General features: G+C 54.8%; 16 protein-coding genes. 5 read left to right on the forward strand and 11 right to left on the reverse strand.

Annotation, left to right across the window (positions count from 1 at the left end; genetic code table 11):
- Positions 1–38 precede the first annotated feature (38 nt).
- The 7 genes from MHH28_RS23975 to udk all read right to left on the reverse strand — a co-directional run bounded on the left by MHH28_RS23975 (position 39) and on the right by udk (position 7843).
- A complete protein-coding gene (locus MHH28_RS23975) occupies positions 39–1373 on the reverse strand; it encodes a 6-phospho-beta-glucosidase (RefSeq protein ID WP_405106171.1) in 1335 nt (444 codons plus the stop codon).
- Between the two features lie 6 nt (positions 1374–1379).
- Complete coding sequence (locus tag MHH28_RS23980; RefSeq protein ID WP_405106173.1) at positions 1380–2378, reverse strand: N-acetylglucosamine kinase; 999 nt, start codon at positions 2376–2378, stop codon at positions 1380–1382.
- Positions 2379–2390: 12 nt separating this feature from the next.
- A complete protein-coding gene (locus MHH28_RS23985) occupies positions 2391–3383 on the reverse strand; it encodes a LacI family DNA-binding transcriptional regulator (protein ID WP_405106175.1) in 993 nt (330 codons plus the stop codon).
- Between the two features lie 101 nt (positions 3384–3484).
- Positions 3485–4873 carry an ABC transporter substrate-binding protein gene (locus MHH28_RS23990; protein WP_405106177.1) on the reverse strand — a complete coding sequence of 463 codons (1389 nt, stop codon included), beginning with the start codon at positions 4871–4873 and terminating at the stop codon, positions 3485–3487.
- 40 nt (positions 4874–4913) lie between these two features.
- Positions 4914–5792 carry a carbohydrate ABC transporter permease gene (locus MHH28_RS23995; protein WP_340995350.1) on the reverse strand — a complete coding sequence of 293 codons (879 nt, stop codon included), beginning with the start codon at positions 5790–5792 and terminating at the stop codon, positions 4914–4916.
- Entirely contained in the window at positions 5789–6682 is an 894-nt protein-coding gene (locus tag MHH28_RS24000) for a carbohydrate ABC transporter permease (protein WP_405106179.1), read from the reverse strand. The genes MHH28_RS23995 and MHH28_RS24000 overlap by 4 nt, the downstream gene beginning before the upstream one ends.
- Before the next feature lie 531 nt (positions 6683–7213).
- A complete protein-coding gene (udk, locus tag MHH28_RS24005; RefSeq protein WP_341183025.1) occupies positions 7214–7843 on the reverse strand; it encodes a uridine kinase in 630 nt (209 codons plus the stop codon).
- Between the two features lie 195 nt (positions 7844–8038).
- Here udk and MHH28_RS24010 point away from each other — a divergent pair, with 195 nt between their 5' ends.
- A complete protein-coding gene (locus MHH28_RS24010; protein WP_405106182.1) occupies positions 8039–9130 on the forward strand; it encodes a threonine aldolase family protein in 1092 nt (363 codons plus the stop codon).
- Positions 9131–9298: 168 nt separating this feature from the next.
- On the opposite strand, the gene MHH28_RS24015 is transcribed toward MHH28_RS24010, so the two are convergent.
- The 4 genes from MHH28_RS24015 to MHH28_RS24030 form a co-directional block, all read right to left on the reverse strand.
- The gene (locus MHH28_RS24015; protein ID WP_405106184.1) at positions 9299–10813 is read right to left on the reverse strand and encodes an oligosaccharide flippase family protein; all 1515 of its coding nucleotides are present in this window, start codon (positions 10811–10813) and stop codon (positions 9299–9301) included.
- A gap of 44 nt (positions 10814–10857) precedes the next feature.
- A complete protein-coding gene (locus MHH28_RS24020) occupies positions 10858–11964 on the reverse strand; it encodes a polysaccharide pyruvyl transferase family protein (RefSeq protein WP_405106186.1) in 1107 nt (368 codons plus the stop codon).
- Entirely contained in the window at positions 11961–12950 is a 990-nt protein-coding gene (locus MHH28_RS24025; RefSeq protein ID WP_405106188.1) for a glycosyltransferase family 2 protein, read from the reverse strand. Before MHH28_RS24025 ends, MHH28_RS24020 begins: the two co-directional genes overlap by 4 nt.
- 458 nt (positions 12951–13408) lie before the next feature.
- Positions 13409–14284 (reverse strand): aldose 1-epimerase family protein, encoded by an 876-nt coding sequence (locus MHH28_RS24030; protein ID WP_405106190.1) that lies wholly within the window; start codon positions 14282–14284, stop codon positions 13409–13411.
- Between the two features lie 195 nt (positions 14285–14479).
- On the opposite strand from MHH28_RS24030, the gene MHH28_RS24035 reads away from it, so the two are divergent.
- The 4 genes from MHH28_RS24035 to MHH28_RS24050 all read left to right on the forward strand — a co-directional run bounded on the left by MHH28_RS24035 (position 14480) and on the right by MHH28_RS24050 (position 19912).
- Positions 14480–15709 (forward strand): Zn-dependent hydrolase, encoded by a 1230-nt coding sequence (locus MHH28_RS24035; RefSeq protein ID WP_405106192.1) that lies wholly within the window; start codon positions 14480–14482, stop codon positions 15707–15709.
- 716 nt (positions 15710–16425) lie between these two features.
- Positions 16426–18012 carry an extracellular solute-binding protein gene (locus MHH28_RS24040; RefSeq protein ID WP_405106194.1) on the forward strand — a complete coding sequence of 529 codons (1587 nt, stop codon included), beginning with the start codon at positions 16426–16428 and terminating at the stop codon, positions 18010–18012.
- Between the two features lie 144 nt (positions 18013–18156).
- Complete coding sequence (locus tag MHH28_RS24045) at positions 18157–19014, forward strand: ABC transporter permease (RefSeq protein ID WP_405117228.1); 858 nt, start codon at positions 18157–18159, stop codon at positions 19012–19014.
- Between the two features lie 13 nt (positions 19015–19027).
- A complete protein-coding gene (locus MHH28_RS24050; protein ID WP_405106196.1) occupies positions 19028–19912 on the forward strand; it encodes a carbohydrate ABC transporter permease in 885 nt (294 codons plus the stop codon).
- Positions 19913–19963: the final 51 nt, after the last annotated feature.

The raw sequence follows: 19963 nt of genomic DNA on the forward strand, positions 1-19963 counted from the left end.
CTGTGGTTGGCACAGGCTTTTTTATTAGAAGAAGGAAATTATAAGACAGGTGCAGGGGCAGCCGCTTTTCCGAAAAAGGCCGGCAGATACTCCTTATTCGCCTCCAGCATCTCATCCAGCATGGCGATGGCTACTTCCACAGAAGGGACGAGCGGGTGATGGGCCAAGGCCTGGAGCGCCAGGCTGCGGTCTCCGGTGACGGCGGCGTCGATGGCGAGCTGCTCATAGACTTTGACGGCGTGGATCAGTCCTGTGGCCATCGGCGGAATCTGGGTCAGCGGCAGCGGGAGGGGGCCGGTCTTAGTCACGACACAGTTGACCTCGATGCTGGCATCGTCCGGCAGAAAGTCAAGAATGCCCCGGTTCGCCACATTCAGCGTCTGAATGTCATTGGTCCCGTTGTAGAGCGAGCGCATCAGGTTCACGGCCGCTTCGGAATAAAAGGCTCCGCCACGCTGCTCCAGCTGCTTCGGCTTCTCGTTCAGCTCCGGGCTGCTGTAGATGGCGAACAGCTCCTCCTCCACACGCTTGACCACTTCGGCGCGGTTCCCGCCTTGTGCTGCGGCTTCCTGCTGCTCTGCGAGCATCGCATCGGTCATATAGAAGTACTTCAAATAATAAGAAGGCAGAGCGTGCAGCGATTGCAGGAACTCGGGGTTCCATTCACGGGCCGGAACATTCTTCGCGCTATAGCCTGCGGTATCCTCCAGCATCTCCTGCAGCTTGTCTTCACCCTCCACATCAATGCGGGTAATCCAGTGCAGGTGGTTCAGGCCGACGAACTCGGCATAGATCCGGTCAGGGGCGGCGTCATATTTGGCCGATACCTGCTTGATCAGGCCTATGGGGGCATTGCACAAGCCGATGCTCTTCACTTTGGAGTACCGCAGCACCGCCTCGGTGACCATGCCTGCCGGATTGGTGAAGTTGAGCAGCCAGGCATCCGGTGCCAGCTCCTCGATATCACGGCAGATGCCAAGGATAACGGGGATGGTGCGCAGCGCCTTCAGCATGCCGCCCGGGCCAGTCGTCTCCTGGCCGATCACGCCGTACTTCAGTGGAATCGACTCGTCACGGGCGCGGGCATCCAGCATCCCGACACGGATCTGGGTGCTGACGAAGTCCGCCCCGGCAATCGCCTTGCGGCGGTCAGTGGTGAGGTGGACCTTGATCGGTAGGCCGGACTTCTCCACCATGCGTTTCGCCAGTGCGCCTACGATGTTCAGCTTGTGCAGGCCTGCTTCAATATCTACAAGCCAGAGCTCCCGGACCGGGAGCTCCTTATAATGCAGGATGAAACCTTCTACCAGTTCCGGGGTATAGGAGGAGCCCCCGCCAATTACGGCAATCTTAAGACCTTGGTTCGCTGTCAAGATGAATCACTCCTGTCTGGTGATGATCGTTGGAATAAGCTCAAATTCCTTGTAAGCACGCATCGTCTCATACATCTCCTGGTTGACGGTGATCCCGTCACTCTCCAGCGCCGACCAGACCGCGCCGACCACAGGCTCGGTGGACAGTGTGACCACCGCCGCCCTTGGTGCCGCTTCGCGCACTGCCTGCTCGACCGGGCCGCGAATCCAGCCGCGGTCGCCCCGGGTCAGCAGGCTTCCGGCCAGGACCACATCGAACTCATCGTTCTCCATGCCGAGCCGATGAATCACAGCAGCGGCCGCCTTGCCTAGCTCCACGCCCTGGCGGTTCAGGATCGCCAGCGCGGCGGCGTCGCCCTCCGCCGCTGCCAGGAAGAGCAGGCGGGCCGCATCCAGCGGCACCTGCTTCCCGTGATCCAGGAAGTCATTGTACATGTCTTCCACCCGCTCATAGCCGAGCAGCCTAAGGAGCGGCTCCGTCAGCAGTGTGGGCTGCTCCCGGCCGTCCCAGGCGCGAATAACGGTGCGGAATACCTCGATGTTCAGCGCGCCGCCGCCGCCGAAATCGCCGTACATATAGTCGAAGCCGCCGCACTGGAAGTGGCGGCCCTGCGGACTCAAGCCCGCCGCATTGGTGCCGGTGCCGCAGATCAGGGCCACCCCGTAGGGGCGGTCTGTTCCGGCCCGCAGGCCGATCATCGTATCACCGCTGATCGTGTACTTCGTGAATCCGATGCGGCGGATCATCGGATGCAGAATAGTATAATCGGTCTGGCGGTCCGCTCCGGCCAGTCCGAGATAGGCCTGGCGGACCTGATCCAGCCGGAGCCTGGCTTCGGCCAGCGCACTGAAGGCTGCTTCACGGATACTTGCTGCCGCCTGCGTCACGCTGGTCTGGTGATTGCCGTTGCCGCTCCTGCCCTTGCCAAGGATGCGGCCTTGTTCATCGCATAGGAGGGCGTAGGTTTTGCTGCCGCCCCCGTCGATTCCCATGTAATAAGCCAAAGTTTGTCACTCCTAGAGTTTTGTCTTCGTGGATTCCCGCACGATCAGCTCCGGGTCGATCCGGATATTGGAGCCGCGCTTCATCTCCCCGCTGATCCGGCGCAGCAGCATGTCGGCGGCGGCGATTCCGATCTTGTCCGCCGGCTGGCGCAGGGTGGTCAGGTGCGGGCGGAGCTGGGAGGCGATATAGTGGTCGTCGTAGCCGACGACGGCAACCTCCCCGGGTACCTTTACGCCCGCCTCCATCAGGGCGTTAATGACCCCGAGGGCGATATTGTCATCTCCGGCGAATACCGCCCCTGGCAGCTTGCCCGCCGCGAGCCAGCGCTGCGCCGTGTTATAGCCCATGGCGATCTCGAATTCGCCGGGAACGATCTCGAACGGGGCGAGGCCCTGCTCCTCCAGCGCCTGCAGGAAGCCCGCGCGCCTCTCCCGCGTACTGCGGAACATCTCCTGCCCGCAGAGATGGGCGATGGAGGTATGCCCCAGCTCCAGCAGATGGCGGGCAGCGGCATATCCGCCCTTGAAGTTGTCGATGGTGATCGAGTAGGTGTCATTCTCCGGCAGCTGATTGTCGATCAGCACATAGGGAATGCCCCGCCGCTTCAGCTCGACAATATAATTGTCCTCTTCCAGCGGGGAGAGCAGGATGAGTCCGTCCATTCTGTCCTCCTGAATCAGGTAGTGGCTCTCGCCGGAGCCGATGCCATCCGACACGGAGATGGCCAGATAATACCCGTGCAGGGCCAGCGTCTCATTCAGCTCCTTGACCACAGCATCGAAGAAGGAGTCCTGGAGTGTCGTGACAATCAGGCCGATGATCCCGGTCTTGCCGCTGGCCAGACTGCGTGCCGCTGCATTGGGTCGGTAATCCAGCTCCTTGATGGCGTCCAGCACCTTCTGGCGGTTCTTCTCCCGCACAGTCCCGGCACCGTTTAATACCCGCGATACGGTGACCACGGACAGCCCTGATTTTTTGGCAACATCAAAAATACTCACTTTCATCTCAAACGCTCCTTGCGGCGGATTTTCCGGTGCTATGTTCTATTATCCAGTATACAGGTCGCACCGGAGTTCCGCTAAACGTATATCGTTGCCGGGCCGCCTTATCTCTTGATGATCTCCATAACCTTCTTCTGGATCACCGGCATAACCTCTTCCAGCGACTTGTGACCGGTCTCGACCGGCTGCAGCTCATTGATGAACATGTCGTTGATCTGCGAGTAGTGGGTGATCAGATGGTTATAGGATTCATAGCCGTATTTGACCGCACCCTCGTAGACTTTCTTCACATCACCCGGATCAATGCCGTCAAAATGCTTGTAATACACCTCAGCCGCTTCCGTATTGACTGGCGGATTGCCGCCGCTCAGCTCGATGGACTTCTCCTGGACTTCGGTGGTCATCAGGTATTTGATCCATTCAAAAGCTTCTTTCGGATGCTTCGAATCCTTCAGAATCAGCAGCGGATCGACGTACAGCGTGCTGCGCACCTTGTCATTGCCTCCCCATGGCACGGCGGCTACGCCGACCTTAAACGGGAAGTCATTGGCCCCGGCGAGGTTCCAGGAGCCGCCGATCGACATGCCGATCTTGCCAGCGACGAACGGGTCGCCGTTCTGTCCGGCCACACTTTTGCTCCACTCGGAGGTCGGGGACACCTTATCCTTGAACACAAGGTCGAACAGCTTCTGGTAAGCGGCAATCACCTCGGGGGAGTCGAAATGCGTCTCGGAAGGAACACCGCCGTTGGTCCAGGTATCTTCAGAGTAAGGCTCTGCTCCGAAGTACAGCGGCCGCATATCACGCTCCGCCCAGGTGAAGTCGACGCCGTATTGTGTTTTGGCAATATCGTCCGAGATGAGCGTCATCTTCTTGGCATCCTCCACCATACGGTCAAACGTCCAGTTCTTATCCTCGTAATCGCTTGGCGGATAGGACACGCCTGCGGCATCGAACATATCCTTGTTGTAGAGCATCAGGGTGACGTACATATTGACCGGTATGCCGTAGGTATGACCGTTTACGGTATAGATTTTCATCAGATTCTCAGGGATATGGTAGTCCTCAGCCTTGAAGCCGTCTTCCTTAATCAGGTCCGTCAGATCCAGCAGCATACCCTTGTTGTAGTATTCGGCAAAACCGCCGTATCCGTAGTGGCTCGTCACATCCGGGGAATTACCGCCGGCAATCAGCGTCTGCAGCTTGCTGTCGAACTGCTCATAAGGGGCCTTCTCCACCTTGACCTTGATGTTCGGATGCTCCTTCTCGAAATCGGGGATCAGCTTCTCGATAAAGGTCCGGTCCTCGGAATCAATCGTATAGTGGGATATCGTCACTTGCTTCCCTGAGCTGCCGGTATTCCCGGCTCCACTGTCACCTGCTGCCACGTTGCCTGCCGACTTACCGCCTCCGCAGCCCGCCAGGACTGTCATTGTGGTCAGGGCTGTTGCCAGCAGCAGCGCATACCTCTTGCTTTTCATGATATGGTTCATTGTCCAATCCCTCCATGATTTCAAGTGTTATAACCCGCGATTACTTGATGCCCGTCAGTACGATGCCCTCGACGAACTGCTTCTGGGCGATGGCGAACAGGGTAACAATCGGGACCATCGCCAGGACCGAAGCGACCATCAGCAGATGCCACGGCGGAATGCGGAAGCGCGATGAGGTGAGCGAGGCCATGCCGACGGGAAGCGTGAATTTGTCCGACGAGCTTAAGTAGAGCACAGGGGTTAACAGATCATTCCAGCTGTAGATAAAAGCAAAGATTGCCACGGTTGCCAGCGCCGGTGCAGACAGCGGCAAGGCGATGGTCCGCCACATCCGCAGCTCGCCGCAGCCGTCCATCCGTCCGGCATCGAACAGTTCCTCTGGCAGCGTGGAGAAGAACTGCCGCAGCAGGAAGATGTTATACGCCGAGCCGAAGAAGGCGGGAACGATCAGCGGCAGGAAGGTGTCGATCCACTGCATTTTGGAGAACAGGACGAACTGCGGAATCATGATCGCCGGATAAGGCAGCATCATCGTGCTCAGCAGCAGGATGAACCAGAAGTTGTTGCCGCGTCCCCGGTATCTGGCGAACCCGTAAGCGACCAGAGCCGAAGAGAGCAGGGTGCCGAATACGGAGAACCCGGCGATGATCAGGCTGTTTTTGTACAGTGTGCCGAACTGAAGCGTCTCAAAAATATCGGTATAATTGCTCCAGGCCCAGCTCTCCGGCAGAAAAGTCGGCGGGAACTTCAGCATTTCCCGTTTCGACTTCAGCGAGGTGGAGACCATGAAGAACAGCGGCAGCAGCATAAGGAAGGTGGTAATGATCAGTGTGACAAAGCTGGCGATCTTAACAGGCTTGATTCTCCGGCGCAGCCGGGAAGGCGATTCAAGCGGGCGGGTGGCCTTAACGGTGCTCATCGGCGGCTGCCTCCTTCATAATGGACATAACGGCGCGAGAGCCTCATAATGACCGCCGTGAACAGCATGACGACAATCAGCAGGACCCAGGCAAGCGCGGAGGAATATCCGGCACGGTATTCCTTGAAGGCACTTGTATACAGATTGTAGACGTAGAACCAGGTAGAGTAGTTGGGACCGCCCTGCGTCATAACGAAGGCTTGTGTGAAGACCTGGAAGGAGTCGATCAGCCCCATAATCAGCTGGAACAGCAGGACTGGCGAGATCATCGGCAGTGTAATATTCAGGAAAATGCGGAAGCGCCCTGCCCCGTCCAGATTGGCGGCTTCGATCAGGCTGGCCGGGACGCCCTGCAGACCGGCGAGGAAGAGAATCATGCCCGAACCTGCTGTCCAGAAGGACATGATGATTAGCGCATACAGCGCCGTATCGGGATTCATCAGCCAGGCCGGGCCGTGAATGCCGAACCAGGAGAGCATATAATTGAAGAGGCCAATCTGCGGATTGAAGATCCAGTACCATAGGAGCGACATCGCAACGCCGGAGACCATGCTCGGGAAATACATCGCAGTCCGGAAGAAGCCACGCCAAGGGAGGGTCTGATGAAGCAGCAGAGCGAACCCCAGACCAAGCAGCAGCTGTACGGGCACACTGATGAAGGTGTATCGCAGGGTGACTGTCACGGAACGCCAGAACAGCTCATTGTGGAACATCTCCGTGTAGTTGGCGAGACCGATGAATTGGGGCGGATGAATGATGTCATAGTCGGTGAAGCTGTAGTACAGCGAAGACAAGATCGGGTACAGGGCGAAGATCAGGAAGCCGACCAGCCAGGGGGAAATGAACAGATACATGTAGAACGTCTGCCGCCGGCTCTCACTCTTAATCACGAACACACCAGCCTTTCCTTGTTTAAAGTATAAGCGCTTTAACTTTAGTGATAAATAAAAATCGAATTATGCCATAATGAGTAGAAAAGATAAATCACAAGTTAAACCGCTTTAACTTTAATGCTGTCTGTTTCCCTAATCATAGTGGATGAAACGGAAATAATCAACCCTTTATTTTGGGAATAAAGCGCTACCAGTCAATAAATATAACAAAAACATGGATGATAATGCTAAAAACAAAGACATTTTTCGTATGGTAAGGAGTATTGTGTAAGGTAACCTTACTTTATTGGCGCGATTTCAGGAACAGCTCACCCGTCAGCCCACGCGCCGCCCAATGTAATCGGTTTTCCGCATCCATATCATTTCCTGAACGGCAAAAAACCGTCCGGCAGGCCGGACGGCTCTTGTACAAATATAAGAAATTATATGTTTCACACGATAACTTATCCTTCTATTTCTCGCTGAAACGGTACCGTCCCTTAAAAGGACGGTACAGCCGTTTCCACTTGCCATATCAGCCGGTGCGGCTTAATGCCACTGATGATCGCCGGACAGATACTTCTCGGTCAGCACGGACAGCAGCTCGATTCCTACCTGATTCTGTCCGCCTTCCGGGATGATCAGATCCGCGTACTTCTTGGAGGGCTCGATGAAGGCCTCATGCATCGGCTTCACCGTAGTCAGGTATTGCGTGTGGATCGAACGGATGGTCCGTCCGCGTTCTTCGATGTCCCGCAGCACCCGGCGCAGGATACGCACATCGGGATCGGTGTCCACGAACACCTTGATGTTCAGCTGCTCGCGCAGCTTCTCGTCGGACAATACATGCAGTCCTTCCAGAATGACGATATTATTCGGGGCAAGCTCCACGGTCTTCTCGGTGGAGCGGGCATGAACCGTGAAGTCATACACGGGAGCGAAGGCGGCTTGTCCCGCTTTGAGACAATCCAGATGCTCAATCAGCAGTTCCGTGTCAAAGGCCAGCGGGTGGTCGTAGTTAATCGCCCCGCGTTCAGCCATGCTGAGGTAAGAATGGTCTTTATAGTAGTTATCCTGGGATATGAATGTTACTTTGTCAGAGCCAAGACGGTCAATCACGGAGCGAGCTACCGTTGTCTTGCCGGAACCGGTCCCGCCGGCGATACCAATAATGAGCATGGTGTAATTATAAACCTCCCTAAGCGATTGCCTTTGCAATTCCAATATTGTAGCACAGCGTTCAACTTATTTCACCTTGATCGAGAGGAATATCATGTGAACATTCTAAACATTCGGTTATTTTGTAGAGGAATGATATAATTTCAAGGATTCGTACAGATCGGATGATACGGAGAAGGGAGACGGGATAACAGAATGGATGAGCAGATTGCATTAATGGAGGCATTTGACAGGACAGAAGTCCGGCTTGCAGGCCATGGCGCACGTGACATAGCAGTACTCCAAGAAGCACTGGCCGAAGTGGAGGATACCCTCGCTGCGGACATGTACGGTACGGGCGCAGTCATCGAGGAGTTCCAGGCGGAGATGGCGGAGGTGCTGGGCAAAGAATGCAGCGTGTTCTTCCCCAGCGGCACGATGGCCCAGCAGATTGCCCTGCGGATCTGGAGTGACCGCGAGGGAAGCAGACGCGTGGCGTATCATCCGCTGTGCCATCTGGAGATTCATGAGCAGGACGGGCTGAAGGAGCTGCATCATCTGGAGCCGCTGCTGCTGGGAGGCAGAGACAGACTGATTACCCTGGACGATGTGAAGAATATGGGACCGGGCATCGCCTGTCTGCTGCTGGAGCTGCCGCAGCGGGAGATCGGCGGCCAGCTGCCGGCATATACCGAGCTGGAAGCCATATCGGCATATTGCCGGGAGCAGGGGATCAGGCTCCACCTGGATGGGGCTAGACTGTTCGAGGTACTGCCATACTACGGTAAAACCGCCGCAGAGGTCTGCGGGCTGTTCGACAGTGTATACATCTCCTTCTACAAGGGGATCGGCGGCATTGCCGGGGCTGTCCTGGCCGGAAGCCGGGACTTCACAGAGGAGTCGAAGATCTGGAAGCGCCGCCACGGAGGCGACCTGATCAGTCTCTATCCCTATATTGTACCGGCCCGGTATTATTACAAGCAGAGAATCGGCAGGATGTCAGAATACTATGAGCAGGCCAAGGAGCTGGCGGCCTTGTTCAACAGCTGCCATAAGGTATCCACGCTGCCGGAGGTTCCGGTCTCGAACATGTTCCACATCCATTTCGCGCTGTCCCGGGAGCAGCTTGCCCCGGTATTGATGGGGATCTATAACGAGACCGGTATTGGCCTGACACCACGGCTTAAGCCAATCGGCGAGAACTCCTGTTACTACGAGCTGAACATCGGCGATGTCTATGGCGGCGTCTCGGGGCCGGCTCTGAGGGAAGCGTTCCGGCTGCTGGATGAGCGGCTGAAGCAGCTCTGACTCTGATAGATAAGAAACAAGCCTCTGCGGAAGCCCGCAGAGGCTGTTTGCTGATTGTGGTACAGGTTGGAAGCAGGAACACCGAAACGCAGCGCCTGGGCTCAAAGATAAGAATTTATATGCATCGCGCAATAAAAATTCCTTATCCTTCTTCTTGGAGGATGCAGACTACGCCTGACTCCGCAAAGCCATTTTTCTCACCGGCCCGGCCACCATCTGCTTCTCTGCGCCGTTCAGCCCGAACAGCCACATGGTTAGCACATAGATCAGGGAGTACAGGATGACATACATGCCCAGATACACGTAAGAAGTAATGCTCACGAAGCTAAGCAGGAACCCGCACAGACCGGCCAGCACCACCACCGGAAGGAACACCCGGATGATCTGCAGCCAGAAGTGAAGAATATCGAACTTCAATTTATATTTGTAGTACACATTATTCAGGCATACATTGATGATCATCCCGATAGCCGTAGCGATGGCGCAGCCTGTGATCCCCCAGATCCGGATGAACCAGAAGGTTAAGGCTACCTTCAGAATAGCGACAGAGAAATAGATGAAGGCCTTCACCCTGTGCATATTCATCGCTTCCAGCATGGTGGCGAACAGCGACTGCACAATGGAAGTGATCTGGGGAATGATGATGATCAGCGCAACCGTGTATGCATATTTGTAATCCGGGCCGAGCCAGATCAGAATGAAGCTCTGTCCGAATAATACGAATCCCGAGACGATGTAGCCTACGATCAGCGCCTGGATTCTTCCTATTTTGACCAGCTCCAGCATTAAGGCCGCCTGATCTGCACCCTTGACGATCATCTTGGTAAGCTTCGGCAGATAGAAGCTGGCCAGCACATTGGAGAAGTTGAGAATATACGTGTTGAGCTGGGCAGCGATGGCGAAGACGGCGATGGGCGTAGCCCCCAGGAACATCCCGATGATCAGCGGATCGGCATTCGTATAGATCTGGAAGGCGATCGACGACAGCAGGATGTACGAGGAGTAGCTGAAGATCTCTTTGAACAGCTTGGTATCGAAGCCGTGGAATCTGACCTTCAAGTTCAGCTTGGTCCGGCAAAAGACCACATTAATCACGCCAATCGCCAGGTTCAGCACAAGCGCAACAGTGACCATTCCTGTCGATCTGAAGTCGAACAGCAGGACCAGCACCATCATGGCTGGGGACAGGACTACGCGGATCAGATTGATGATTTTGAGATAGACGAACCGCTCATAGGCCGTAATAATCGAGCTGAAGATATTCAGCGGGAACGAGACAGCCACATTGATGGCGGCAATGATGAATATGGTCTTCAGAATGCCCAGCTCAGCTGCATCGAGGCTGCCGAAGATCGCATCGAAATTAAACACCAGAACCACGCTGGCCAGTAAGGAGATGAGTCCGATCGCAGAGAATAGCAGCAGGAACATTCCGTTGATATTGCGCTGGCCCGACGGGTCGTTCTCGGAGATGTATTTCGCATTGAAGCGGATCACCGCGCTGCCGAAGCCCAGATCCAGCAGGACGATATAGGCGATGATGGAGTTCACCAGCGAGAAGAGTCCATATTCGGATTTCCCCAGGGTTGACACAATGAAGGGGGTCGAGCCCAGGGAGATGATTACGCCTAGAAATACCGAAGCATAGGTTATGATTGCAGCAAGTTTTATATTCGTTTTCAAGGGTGGGATCGCTTCCTCACTACAGAGAGTGTCTTGGGCTTATCTTAAGCGGTAACGATAGACGAAGCAGGTGCTTCTGTGCTGCTGCTTGCCATGGATGCAATGATCTGGCTGTAATGCTGGGCCGAGAACTCATTATTGTACCGGGGACGCTGGATCGTCTTCAGTTCTTCCAGCAATGCCGGGATTTGCTTCACATCGTTCGTGAATTTCACATAACCCAGATGCTTAATCCATTCGTAGCTGCCTACAACCTTGTAGTTGTAATTCCCCAGCGCAATACAAGGCGTGGACGTAATCGCCGCAAAAATCATCCCGTGCAGCCGGTCCGTAATCACAACCTCCGCTTCCTTGAACTGATTCCATAGGGTGTTCAGCTCGTGATCCCGGTCTTCCAGGGAGACAGGACGGAGGATGCAGGTGTCGGTGAATGTAGTTGTGCTGTAGTGCTTGGAGGTGTACTCCTGAATGACCTTCTTGTCCTGCTCGCTGAAGATGCTCTCCTTGTCTGCTCTAATGCAGAGAAGGGCTCCGTGGCGCTCCTTGGGAGGATCGGTGATGTCCAGGGACATTACAATGTCCGGCGTTAACAGCACAGCGTTGTTTCTGAAACCTGCTTTCATAATTTCATACGACGTTGCCTCTCTGGCAACCAGCGTAAGGTCTTTGTGGGAGCCGTAGAGGTCCTGTGTCTTCTTGAACTCCGCGCGCCCAAGCTCGGTATCTCCGAAGTAGATGGTCTGCGGGAAGACGATGATTTTGTTATTAGGGAATTCGGAGATAATCTTGCGGCGTACCTCTTCCTCGCGGAAATACTCAATGCCGAAGTTGCCTCCGCCCTGAAGCACGAAGATATCCTCCGGCGAACAGAATTCCTCCAGGCACTTCATGTTATGCATCAGCCGGTTGGCTACAATCTCTATGAGCGTATAATCGGGAAAAGCTTGTCGCAAAAAATTCATCTGCGCATAAGTGATGGCGTGATCGCCGAGATTGTCATGCTCAGGGGAGCCGACCACATAGATGGCCTTGGATTTGCCCTTATATTGGTTCCGGTAGCTCAGATAGCCCTTATAGTATTGATAGACGGGAATGTTGCTTACATAATTGCGGAAAGACAGCGGCAGGATCTTCTCAAGGGCTTGGCTCATATCATATTACTTCCCTTCAAACGGAGTTTGGAATAATACAGCATTTTGTATACCGTGGAGCTGGTCATAATCAGCAGGGCTGCGGTCTTCATCTCCCGGCGGATAATACGGTTGCGCAGGATCGCGGAGGTATGCTTGCTCAGGAACCCGCCCAGCTCGGCGAGATATTCCTTGTTAACTGCAGTCTCGCCGGTAATCAGCTGGAAGTTGCACAGCTCAATGCCTTCCGTTACCGTCCGGGATAACGAGATTTCTTTGGCAATCGGATAGTTTTTATCCTGAATCGTCTCGTAGATCTCCAGCGCCGCGCAATAGCGGTCGTAATATTTCCGGTTGTTCATCGCTCCGGTGATGCTGTCGCTTCGCTTCAGATACAGATATTTGGGGGAATCCAGCGAGACGGTCTTGTTCGCCTGGAGGAATAATTTATAGGTGGTGAAAATATCCTCGAAATACCGGCCGACCGGGTATCTCACCTGGCTGAACAGCTCGGCCTTGTACAGCTTATCCCAGGCAAGGTTCTGGATCTCGGTATCCTCCAGCAGCTTGTCGATGGCATGCGCATTATCGTATACACGCACCTGGTGCGTGAAGGACTTTTCCAGCTTGACATCATCCTGCACCTCGCAATGACCGCATACAGCGATATCTGCGTTGTGGGCGGTGATGAGTCCGTACAGGGCTTCATACATGTCCGGTTCAATCCAATCATCGCTGTCGACGAACCCGATATACCGGCCCTCTGCCACATCAATTCCATAGTTGCGGGCATCGGATAATCCGCCGTTCTGCTTATGAATGACGACGACACGCGGGTCCAGCTCCTTGTAATACTCGCAAATCTCGCCGCACTTATCGGGTGATCCGTCATTGACCAGAATCAATTCAAAATTGCGGAAGGTCTGCGCCAATATCGAATCCACACACTTCCTCAGGTACAGTTCCACGTTGTAGATAGGCACAATAATACTTATCTCTGGCTTCACTCGAGCAGTCACTTCCTTTCCCGGTTCTGATTCGGGTCTACGCGTCACTATATTTGTGATAATCTTACTATCCGGGTCAAAAGGTTGTATATACTACTAAAGTGTACTTATCGTATGCAGAAATGCCGGAAACACGGCGAAAGCGCTTCATTTAAAGCGGTGTGTAAGGCGTATGTAATCAGGAATCACGGTACTCCGCAGCAGCAAAAAGAGGCTGTCCCAAAAGGGATAGCCCGCAACTTTTAAGTAGGATTAACATGAGCACATGGGTGGACGCTCCGCAAACGGACCGTTGTTACAATCGCTGTTGTGTCCGGATTTTACCTTAGCGGTGAAAATCCGGACACAAAGGCGACCGCTGCCGTTTTTACACGGGTCGTTCCGTTCGCTCCGCTGTTTAAGCGGGATGCATTCTTCATTCTTTTAAAAACGATTTCTGTGGATCGATTACGGGGTTTTCAGTTAAATGTAATCGTCAGCGAGCTTGTAAACCGGCCCTCCGGCGGCAGGGAGATTACGCCCTGCTTGTCGTGTATTTCGCCGCTGAAGCCTTCGCTGTCCGCGACGCCATGCCAGGGCTCTATGCACAGAAACGGCGCGTTCTTCGGCTGCCAGATGCCGAGATCGGGGAAGCCCGTGAAGGCGACCGTTACGCTCCGGTCAGACTGTTTGCTCTTCAGGGCCACAGACTGCGAGCGGACATTGCGGAAGACAAGGGCGTCGTGCGCGAACATCTCATGATTCAATGGCAGCAGGTTTCCGTCTTCGAGCAGAGTTTCGCTGGTACCCTGGATGATCTGGCCGGTCTTGTTCAGGAACAAGCGCTCCAGGCGCTCCGGCTGTCCGAATTCAAGGTAATAGTCGGTGAAGCTGCCCTCTCCGCCAATCGGGCAATTGAACGCCGGATGAGTACCAAGCTGGAAGAAGATCTCTTGTCCGCCTGGGTTCTCCACACGGTAGCTAATCTCAAGCGTACTGCCGCTCAGGGTATAGGTGAGGAACAGATGGAACGGGTAAGGATAACTCGCCAGAGTGCTCTCACTGTGCGATAGCCGGTAGACCGCCTGCGTCTCGCTCGCCTCCACCAGCGTGAATTCACTGCGTCTGGCGAAGCCGTGATTGGCAAGCTTGTAGGCCTGCCCGTCCACCTTGATCTCGCCGCCCATAGCTGCGCCGATAATCGGGAACAGCACCGGCGAACGGCCTGTCCAGTAAGCGGCATCCCCGCTCCACATATATTCGGTCCCGGTATCCGTTCTTTTGAAGTTGACCAGCTCTGCTCCGAGTGAACTGATTACAGCTTCCGCTGTACTGTTACGCAAAATGGTGTTCATACTGTTACCCCTCTCGTCCTGCAATATGTAATCCTGACGTCTCATATTCTATCAGACTTCCCCGCAGGTGCCAGCAAATAACGGAAATTCGCCAGTCTATAATTTTTACATTATGTCAAATGACAAACAGGTGGAATTCGTTAACATATAAGGATAGCATATATTCCAGGATTAGCGGAAACGGAGGAACAGTCCATGCAGCTGAAGCAAATATTCGTGAACGGTGTACGGCTGAAGGAGACGATTGAGGCCTTTGCGGATTTCGGGCGGACAGAGCATAACGGAGTGACCCGGCTGTCGCTGTCGGAGCAGGATGTGCGGGTGCGCGGATACTTCACCGCCTGCTGCGAAGAGCTGGGCATGACCGTGAAGGTGGATGATATGGGCAATATGTATGCCACCCTGGCCGGCAGCGAAGAGGGCCCGCCGATCGTAATCGGCTCGCATCTGGATACCGTCAAGAAGGGTGGCAGATTCGACGGTGTGCTTGGGGTAATTGCCGGCCTTGAGGTGGTAAGAACCCTGGTGGATCACGGGATTAAACCGCGCCTGCCTGTCACGGTGATGAACTTCACCAATGAGGAGGGTGCGCGCTTCGAGCCGTCGATGATGGCCTCCGGCGTCTTATCGGGCAAGTTCAGCAAGGCAGAGATGCTGGAGAAGAAGGACCCGGAGGGGATCACCTTCGGGGAGGCGCTCCGGGCCAGCGGGTACGCGGGCGATGCGGAGAACCGGATCAGGGAAGCGGCGGCCTATCTGGAGCTGCATATTGAGCAGGGTCCCGTACTGGAGAAGGAGAACGTTAAGATCGGATTGGTTGACTGTGTCGTGGGTATGGCCTGCTATGAGATTGAAGTGACGGGCGAATCGGATCATGCCGGGACGACGCCGATGGATATGCGGAAGGATGCACTGTTTGCCGCTACGGATATTATTGCGGAGCTGCGCCGGAAGCTGGCTGTGCTGGACCCTGAGCTGGTCTATACGATGGGGCGGATGAATGTGCTGCCGAATATTCATACGGTCATTCCGAACAAGGTGATCTTCACCGTGGAAGCGAGACATAAGGACATGGATGTGGTTCGTGAAGTTGAGGCGGTCATTCGCGGCCTGGCGGAGGAGCTGCTGGAATGCAGCGTGTCGAGCACGAAGCTGTGGGGCCGCGACACGGTATGGTTCGATCCGGGCGTCTGTGCGCTGGTGGAGCAGGCTGCGCAGAAGCTTGGTTACAGCAGCCGGAAGCTGGCGAGCGGGGCGGGGCATGATGCCCAGTTCGTGGCCGGATTCCTGCCGTCGGCGATGATTTTTGTCCCAAGTGTGAATGGTAAGAGTCATTGTGAGGAAGAGCTCACCTCGTATGAGGATTGTGAGATGGGTGTGAATGTGGTGCTGGAGACGGTACTGTCGGTGCTGTCGCGTGCCTGAGCGGCGGGTAGGGCAAGCTTCACTAGACCAGGCGAATTCCATAGATTGGCGACGAAGACACCTAACCGGTGTCTTTTTTTCGTGTCGGTGAAGGTGCGTGGCCAAAATGTAATCGAAAAACCGATTACAATGGGACCGGGCGGCGCGTGGTCCAAATGTAATCGAAAAACCGATTACAATGGGACTGGGAGCGGCTTGTAGGCCAAAATGTAATCGAAAAACCGATTACAATGTGCTGGCGCGAAGGGCGTGGGCCGGATATAGCCCAATGGGAGCGAATGTGGAGCATTATTGCACTAGAATCCGCCGGAAACGGGCGGTACATGGGGCTCCTCTGGCGGGGCTGGCCGACTGGGTTAAGTTAATTAACTGAAAAGTTAAGGGAAAAGTGGCGGAGGGGAATTTTGGAACTGGAGGAGCGGGAGCGGCCGGAAGTCCAAAACTTCTCTGGAGTCACGGCTCATCCCCAAACGTAATCTTTTGACAGATTCAATCCCAATTTCTCAACATCCATATGCAATTCCTGTGATGGACAGGCCATAAGCAAGATATCGATATCGCGGCAAGAATGGGAGATAGCCAGGGCGGGGGCGGAAACGGTAAGTTAGATGAGCGGGAGGGCAGCGGCCTTACGGGGCGGCTAACGCAGAATGCAGAATAAGGTTCACCTCTGGCAGCTGCATATCGATTACGAACACATGGGGGAGATGAGAAGGATGAAGAGATCGTGGAGAAGACGGATGCTGCTGAGTGCCAGCCTCCTGCTGGCCATAGGCGGACTGGCAGGCTGCTCGGGCGGCGCAGAAGGGAATAAGAACGCGGAAGGAGCGGCGGCGAATGGGCCGACGCCGATCTCCATCTGGGCGTCGCTGAATACGAATGTCTCGATCACGCTGAAGAATATGAGTGAGATCACGGCGATTCAGGAGTGGGAGAAGCGAACCAACATTAAGACGGAATTTCAGCATCCGGCGGTTGGGGCGGAGACGGAGCAGTTCAACGTGATGCTGGCGTCCAATAAGCTGCCGGATGTGATGTTCGTCTATGGTGATTACTCCAAGCTGTACACGGACGGCAGCATCATTAAGCTGAATGATCTGATAGACCAGTATGCGCCTAACCTGAAAAAGATTCTGGACGAGAATCCCGAGGTGGCGAAGCAGTTGAGAGCGGATAACGGAGACATCTATGCCATCCCGCATCTGCGGTTGGGTAAGTACAAGACCTTCGGCGGCATGTTCATCCGCCAGGACTGGCTGGATGAGTTGAAGCTGCCGCAGCCGGAGACGATTGCGGAGTGGGAGACGGTGCTGAAGGCCTTCAAGGAGAAAAAGGGCGTCACCGCCCCGCTCCTGTACGGTGCTCCGCCCAAGCTGACGACGATGGGCCCGGCGGCCGCGAATTTCCTGGAGGCTTACGGAATCACGAATACGATCTTCCTCAAGGACGGCAAGGTGGTGTTCGGGCCGGTGGAGCCGGAATTCAAGGAGTTCCTGACCACCTTCCACCGCTGGTATCAGGAGGGGCTGATCGATCCCGACTTCGCCACCAATGATCAGAAGACCTTTGATGCCAAGATTCTGAGCGGCCAGGCCGGTGCCTTCTTCACCTACATCGGCGGCGGCATCGGGCGTTATCTGCCCGCGCTTCAGGAGAAGGAGCCGCAGGCTAACCTTACGGCCGTCCAGTTCCCCGTAGTGAACAAGGGAGAGGAGCCGATGTTCACCGGCCGTTCCTGGGAGTGGAGCGGTGCCGGCGCAACGATCACCAAGAGCAACAAGCACCCGGAGGAGACCGTGAAGGCGCTGGATTATTTCTTCAGTGAAGAAGGCCATATGCTGAAGAACTTCGGCGTAGAAGGGGTGACCTATACGATGAAGGACGGGTATCCGACCTACACGGATGAGATTCTGAAGAATCCGGACGGGTTGTCGGTGGTTCAGGCGATGGCGAAGCATTTCATTGCCAATTATCCGTTTGTCGGGGAGGATGACGACCGGTACAACGAGCAGTATTACCAGTTCCAGCAGCAGAAGGATGCGGTAACGCTCTTTTCCAAATACAGCGACAACACGCTCAAGGTGGGTCTTCCCCCGGTCAGCCTGACTACTGAGGAAACCAGCGAGTACAGCAAAATCATGAGTGACATCACCACCTACCGCGATGAAATGTTCATCAAGTTCGTCATCGGTGCTGAACCGCTGGAGAACTTCGATAAGTTTACGGCTCAGATCAACAAGTTCAATGTGAAGCGGGCGATTGAAATCCAGCAGGCGGCGGTAGACCGTTACAACGCAAGATAACTCAGGATGAAGGTCACCTGCGGAGCGGCAGATGGAGCATTTTGCCCCTGCAGGCCTGTCCTGCAGAAGAAAGGAGGGAGACTTGTGACCCATAAGTTATCTCTGGTATGGCTGAATTACAAACGGAATAAAGTGATCTATTGGATGGCGCTCCCGGTGGTGTTATACTTTCTGGTCTTTAAGTATCTGCCGATGTACGGGGCGGTCATCGCGTTCAAGGAGTATACCGTCGGCAAGGGGATCTGGGGCAGTGAGTGGGTGGGCGTGCAGCATTTCCGCGATTTTTTTCAGAGCTATTATTTCTGGAGGGTGCTCAAAAACACACTGATTCTCAGCTTCTACCAGCTGCTGTTCGGCTTCCCGGCCCCGATCCTGCTCGCACTGCTGCTCAATGAGCTGAGGCATGAGATGTTCAAGCGTACGGTGCAGACGGTCTCTTATATCCCTCACTTTATCTCCCTTGTGGTCATTTGCGGGATGGTGGTCGACTTCTCCTCCCGTGACGGACTGTTCAATTCGATCATTACGTTCTTCGGCGGGGAGAGCAGCGCGCTGCTGAGTGAGCCGGGGAATTTCCGCACGATCTATACGGCCTCCTCCATCTGGCAGGAGCTTGGATTCTCGACCATTATTTATCTGGCTGCGCTCAGCGGCATTAATCCCGAGCTCTACGATGCGTCGAAGGTGGACGGGGCCAGCCGGATACGCCGGGTATGGCATATTACACTGCCGGGGATTATCCCGATGATTGTCATTCTGCTGATTCTGCGCGTAGGCGGGCTGATGGAGATCGGCTTCGAGAAGGTGATTCTGCTCTATAATCCGAATGTCTACGATACAGCGGACGTCATCTCCACCTTCGTCTACCGCAAAGGGATCAGTGAAAGTGCAGAGTTCAGCTATACGACGGCGGTCGGTCTGTTCCAGTCGCTGGTCAATTTCATTCTGCTCATCGGCGCCAACCGGCTCTCCAAGGCCGTATCCGACAATAAGCTGTTCTAAGCGGGGGATTCTCATGACCATTCAACGAACGATAGGCGAAAAACTGTTTGACAGTCTCAATGTGCTGCTCATGGTCCTGCTCATCATCATCACCTTGTATCCGTTGTGGCATGTGCTGAATGCCTCATTAAGCGACTCCAATCGGCTGATGGCCCACAGCGGACTGCTGCTGCTCCCGGACGGGTTCAATCTGGATAGCTACAAGCTGGTGCTCAGTAATCCGAGCATTCTCTCCGGCTACCGCAATACGCTGGTGATCGTGGTGCTGGGCACGGCGCTCAATCTGCTGTTCACCATCCTGGGGGCGTATACCCTGTCCCGCAAAAGCTTCATGCTGCGCAATCCGATCATGCTGGGCATTGTATTCACCATGTTCTTCAACGGCGGCATTATTCCGACCTACCTGTTGATTAACAATACGCTCCATCTTGGCAATAACCTGCTGGCGCTGATTGTACCGGGGCTGGTCAGCAGTTATAATCTGATCATTATGCGTACCGCCTTCCAGGGAATTTCCGAGAGTCTGCTGGAATCGGCCAGAATCGACGGTGCGGGGGAGATGCGCATTCTGTGGCGGATCGTGGTCCCTTTATCCATGCCGGTTATTGCGGTCATGATTCTGTTCTACGGGGTAGGCCACTGGAACTCCTGGTTCAGCGCCATTCTGTATATCCGCGACCGTGATTTGTATCCGCTTCAATTGGTCCTGCGGGAGATTCTGATCCAGAACAGTACGGATTCGATGACCACCTCGGCCGCCATGGGCGACAAGGAAGCGATCGGAGAGAGTGTGAAGTACGCAACGGTGATGGTGGCTACGCTGCCGATTCTGTTTATTTATCCTTTTCTGCAGAAGTATTTCGTGAAGGGCGTCATGATCGGCGCAATCAAGGAATAGACCAGATCCGTACCTGTAAGGTACCCACATCATGAACAAGGAGGAGGAGCG

This window comes from Paenibacillus sp. FSL K6-1217, from assembly GCF_045040735.1.
In the GTDB taxonomy this organism is placed as follows: domain Bacteria; phylum Bacillota; class Bacilli; order Paenibacillales; family Paenibacillaceae; genus Paenibacillus_AQ.

Coding starts and splice junctions, on each gene's coding strand:
- MHH28_RS24020 (WP_405106186.1), bottom strand. CDS start 11,964: ATGAGCCAAGCCCTTGAGAAGATCCTGCCGCTGTCTTTCCGCAATTAT.
- MHH28_RS24010 (WP_405106182.1), top strand. CDS start 8,039: ATGGATGAGCAGATTGCATTAATGGAGGCATTTGACAGGACAGAAGTC.
- MHH28_RS24045 (WP_405117228.1), top strand. CDS start 18,157: ATGGCGCTCCCGGTGGTGTTATACTTTCTGGTCTTTAAGTATCTGCCG.
- udk (WP_341183025.1), bottom strand. CDS start 7,843: ATGCTCATTATTGGTATCGCCGGCGGGACCGGTTCCGGCAAGACAACG.
- MHH28_RS23985 (WP_405106175.1), bottom strand. CDS start 3,383: ATGAAAGTGAGTATTTTTGATGTTGCCAAAAAATCAGGGCTGTCCGTG.
- MHH28_RS23995 (WP_340995350.1), bottom strand. CDS start 5,792: ATGAGCACCGTTAAGGCCACCCGCCCGCTTGAATCGCCTTCCCGGCTG.
- MHH28_RS24050 (WP_405106196.1), top strand. CDS start 19,028: ATGACCATTCAACGAACGATAGGCGAAAAACTGTTTGACAGTCTCAAT.
- MHH28_RS24035 (WP_405106192.1), top strand. CDS start 14,480: ATGCAGCTGAAGCAAATATTCGTGAACGGTGTACGGCTGAAGGAGACG.
- MHH28_RS24030 (WP_405106190.1), bottom strand. CDS start 14,284: ATGAACACCATTTTGCGTAACAGTACAGCGGAAGCTGTAATCAGTTCA.
- MHH28_RS23990 (WP_405106177.1), bottom strand. CDS start 4,873: ATGAACCATATCATGAAAAGCAAGAGGTATGCGCTGCTGCTGGCAACA.
- MHH28_RS24040 (WP_405106194.1), top strand. CDS start 16,426: ATGAAGAGATCGTGGAGAAGACGGATGCTGCTGAGTGCCAGCCTCCTG.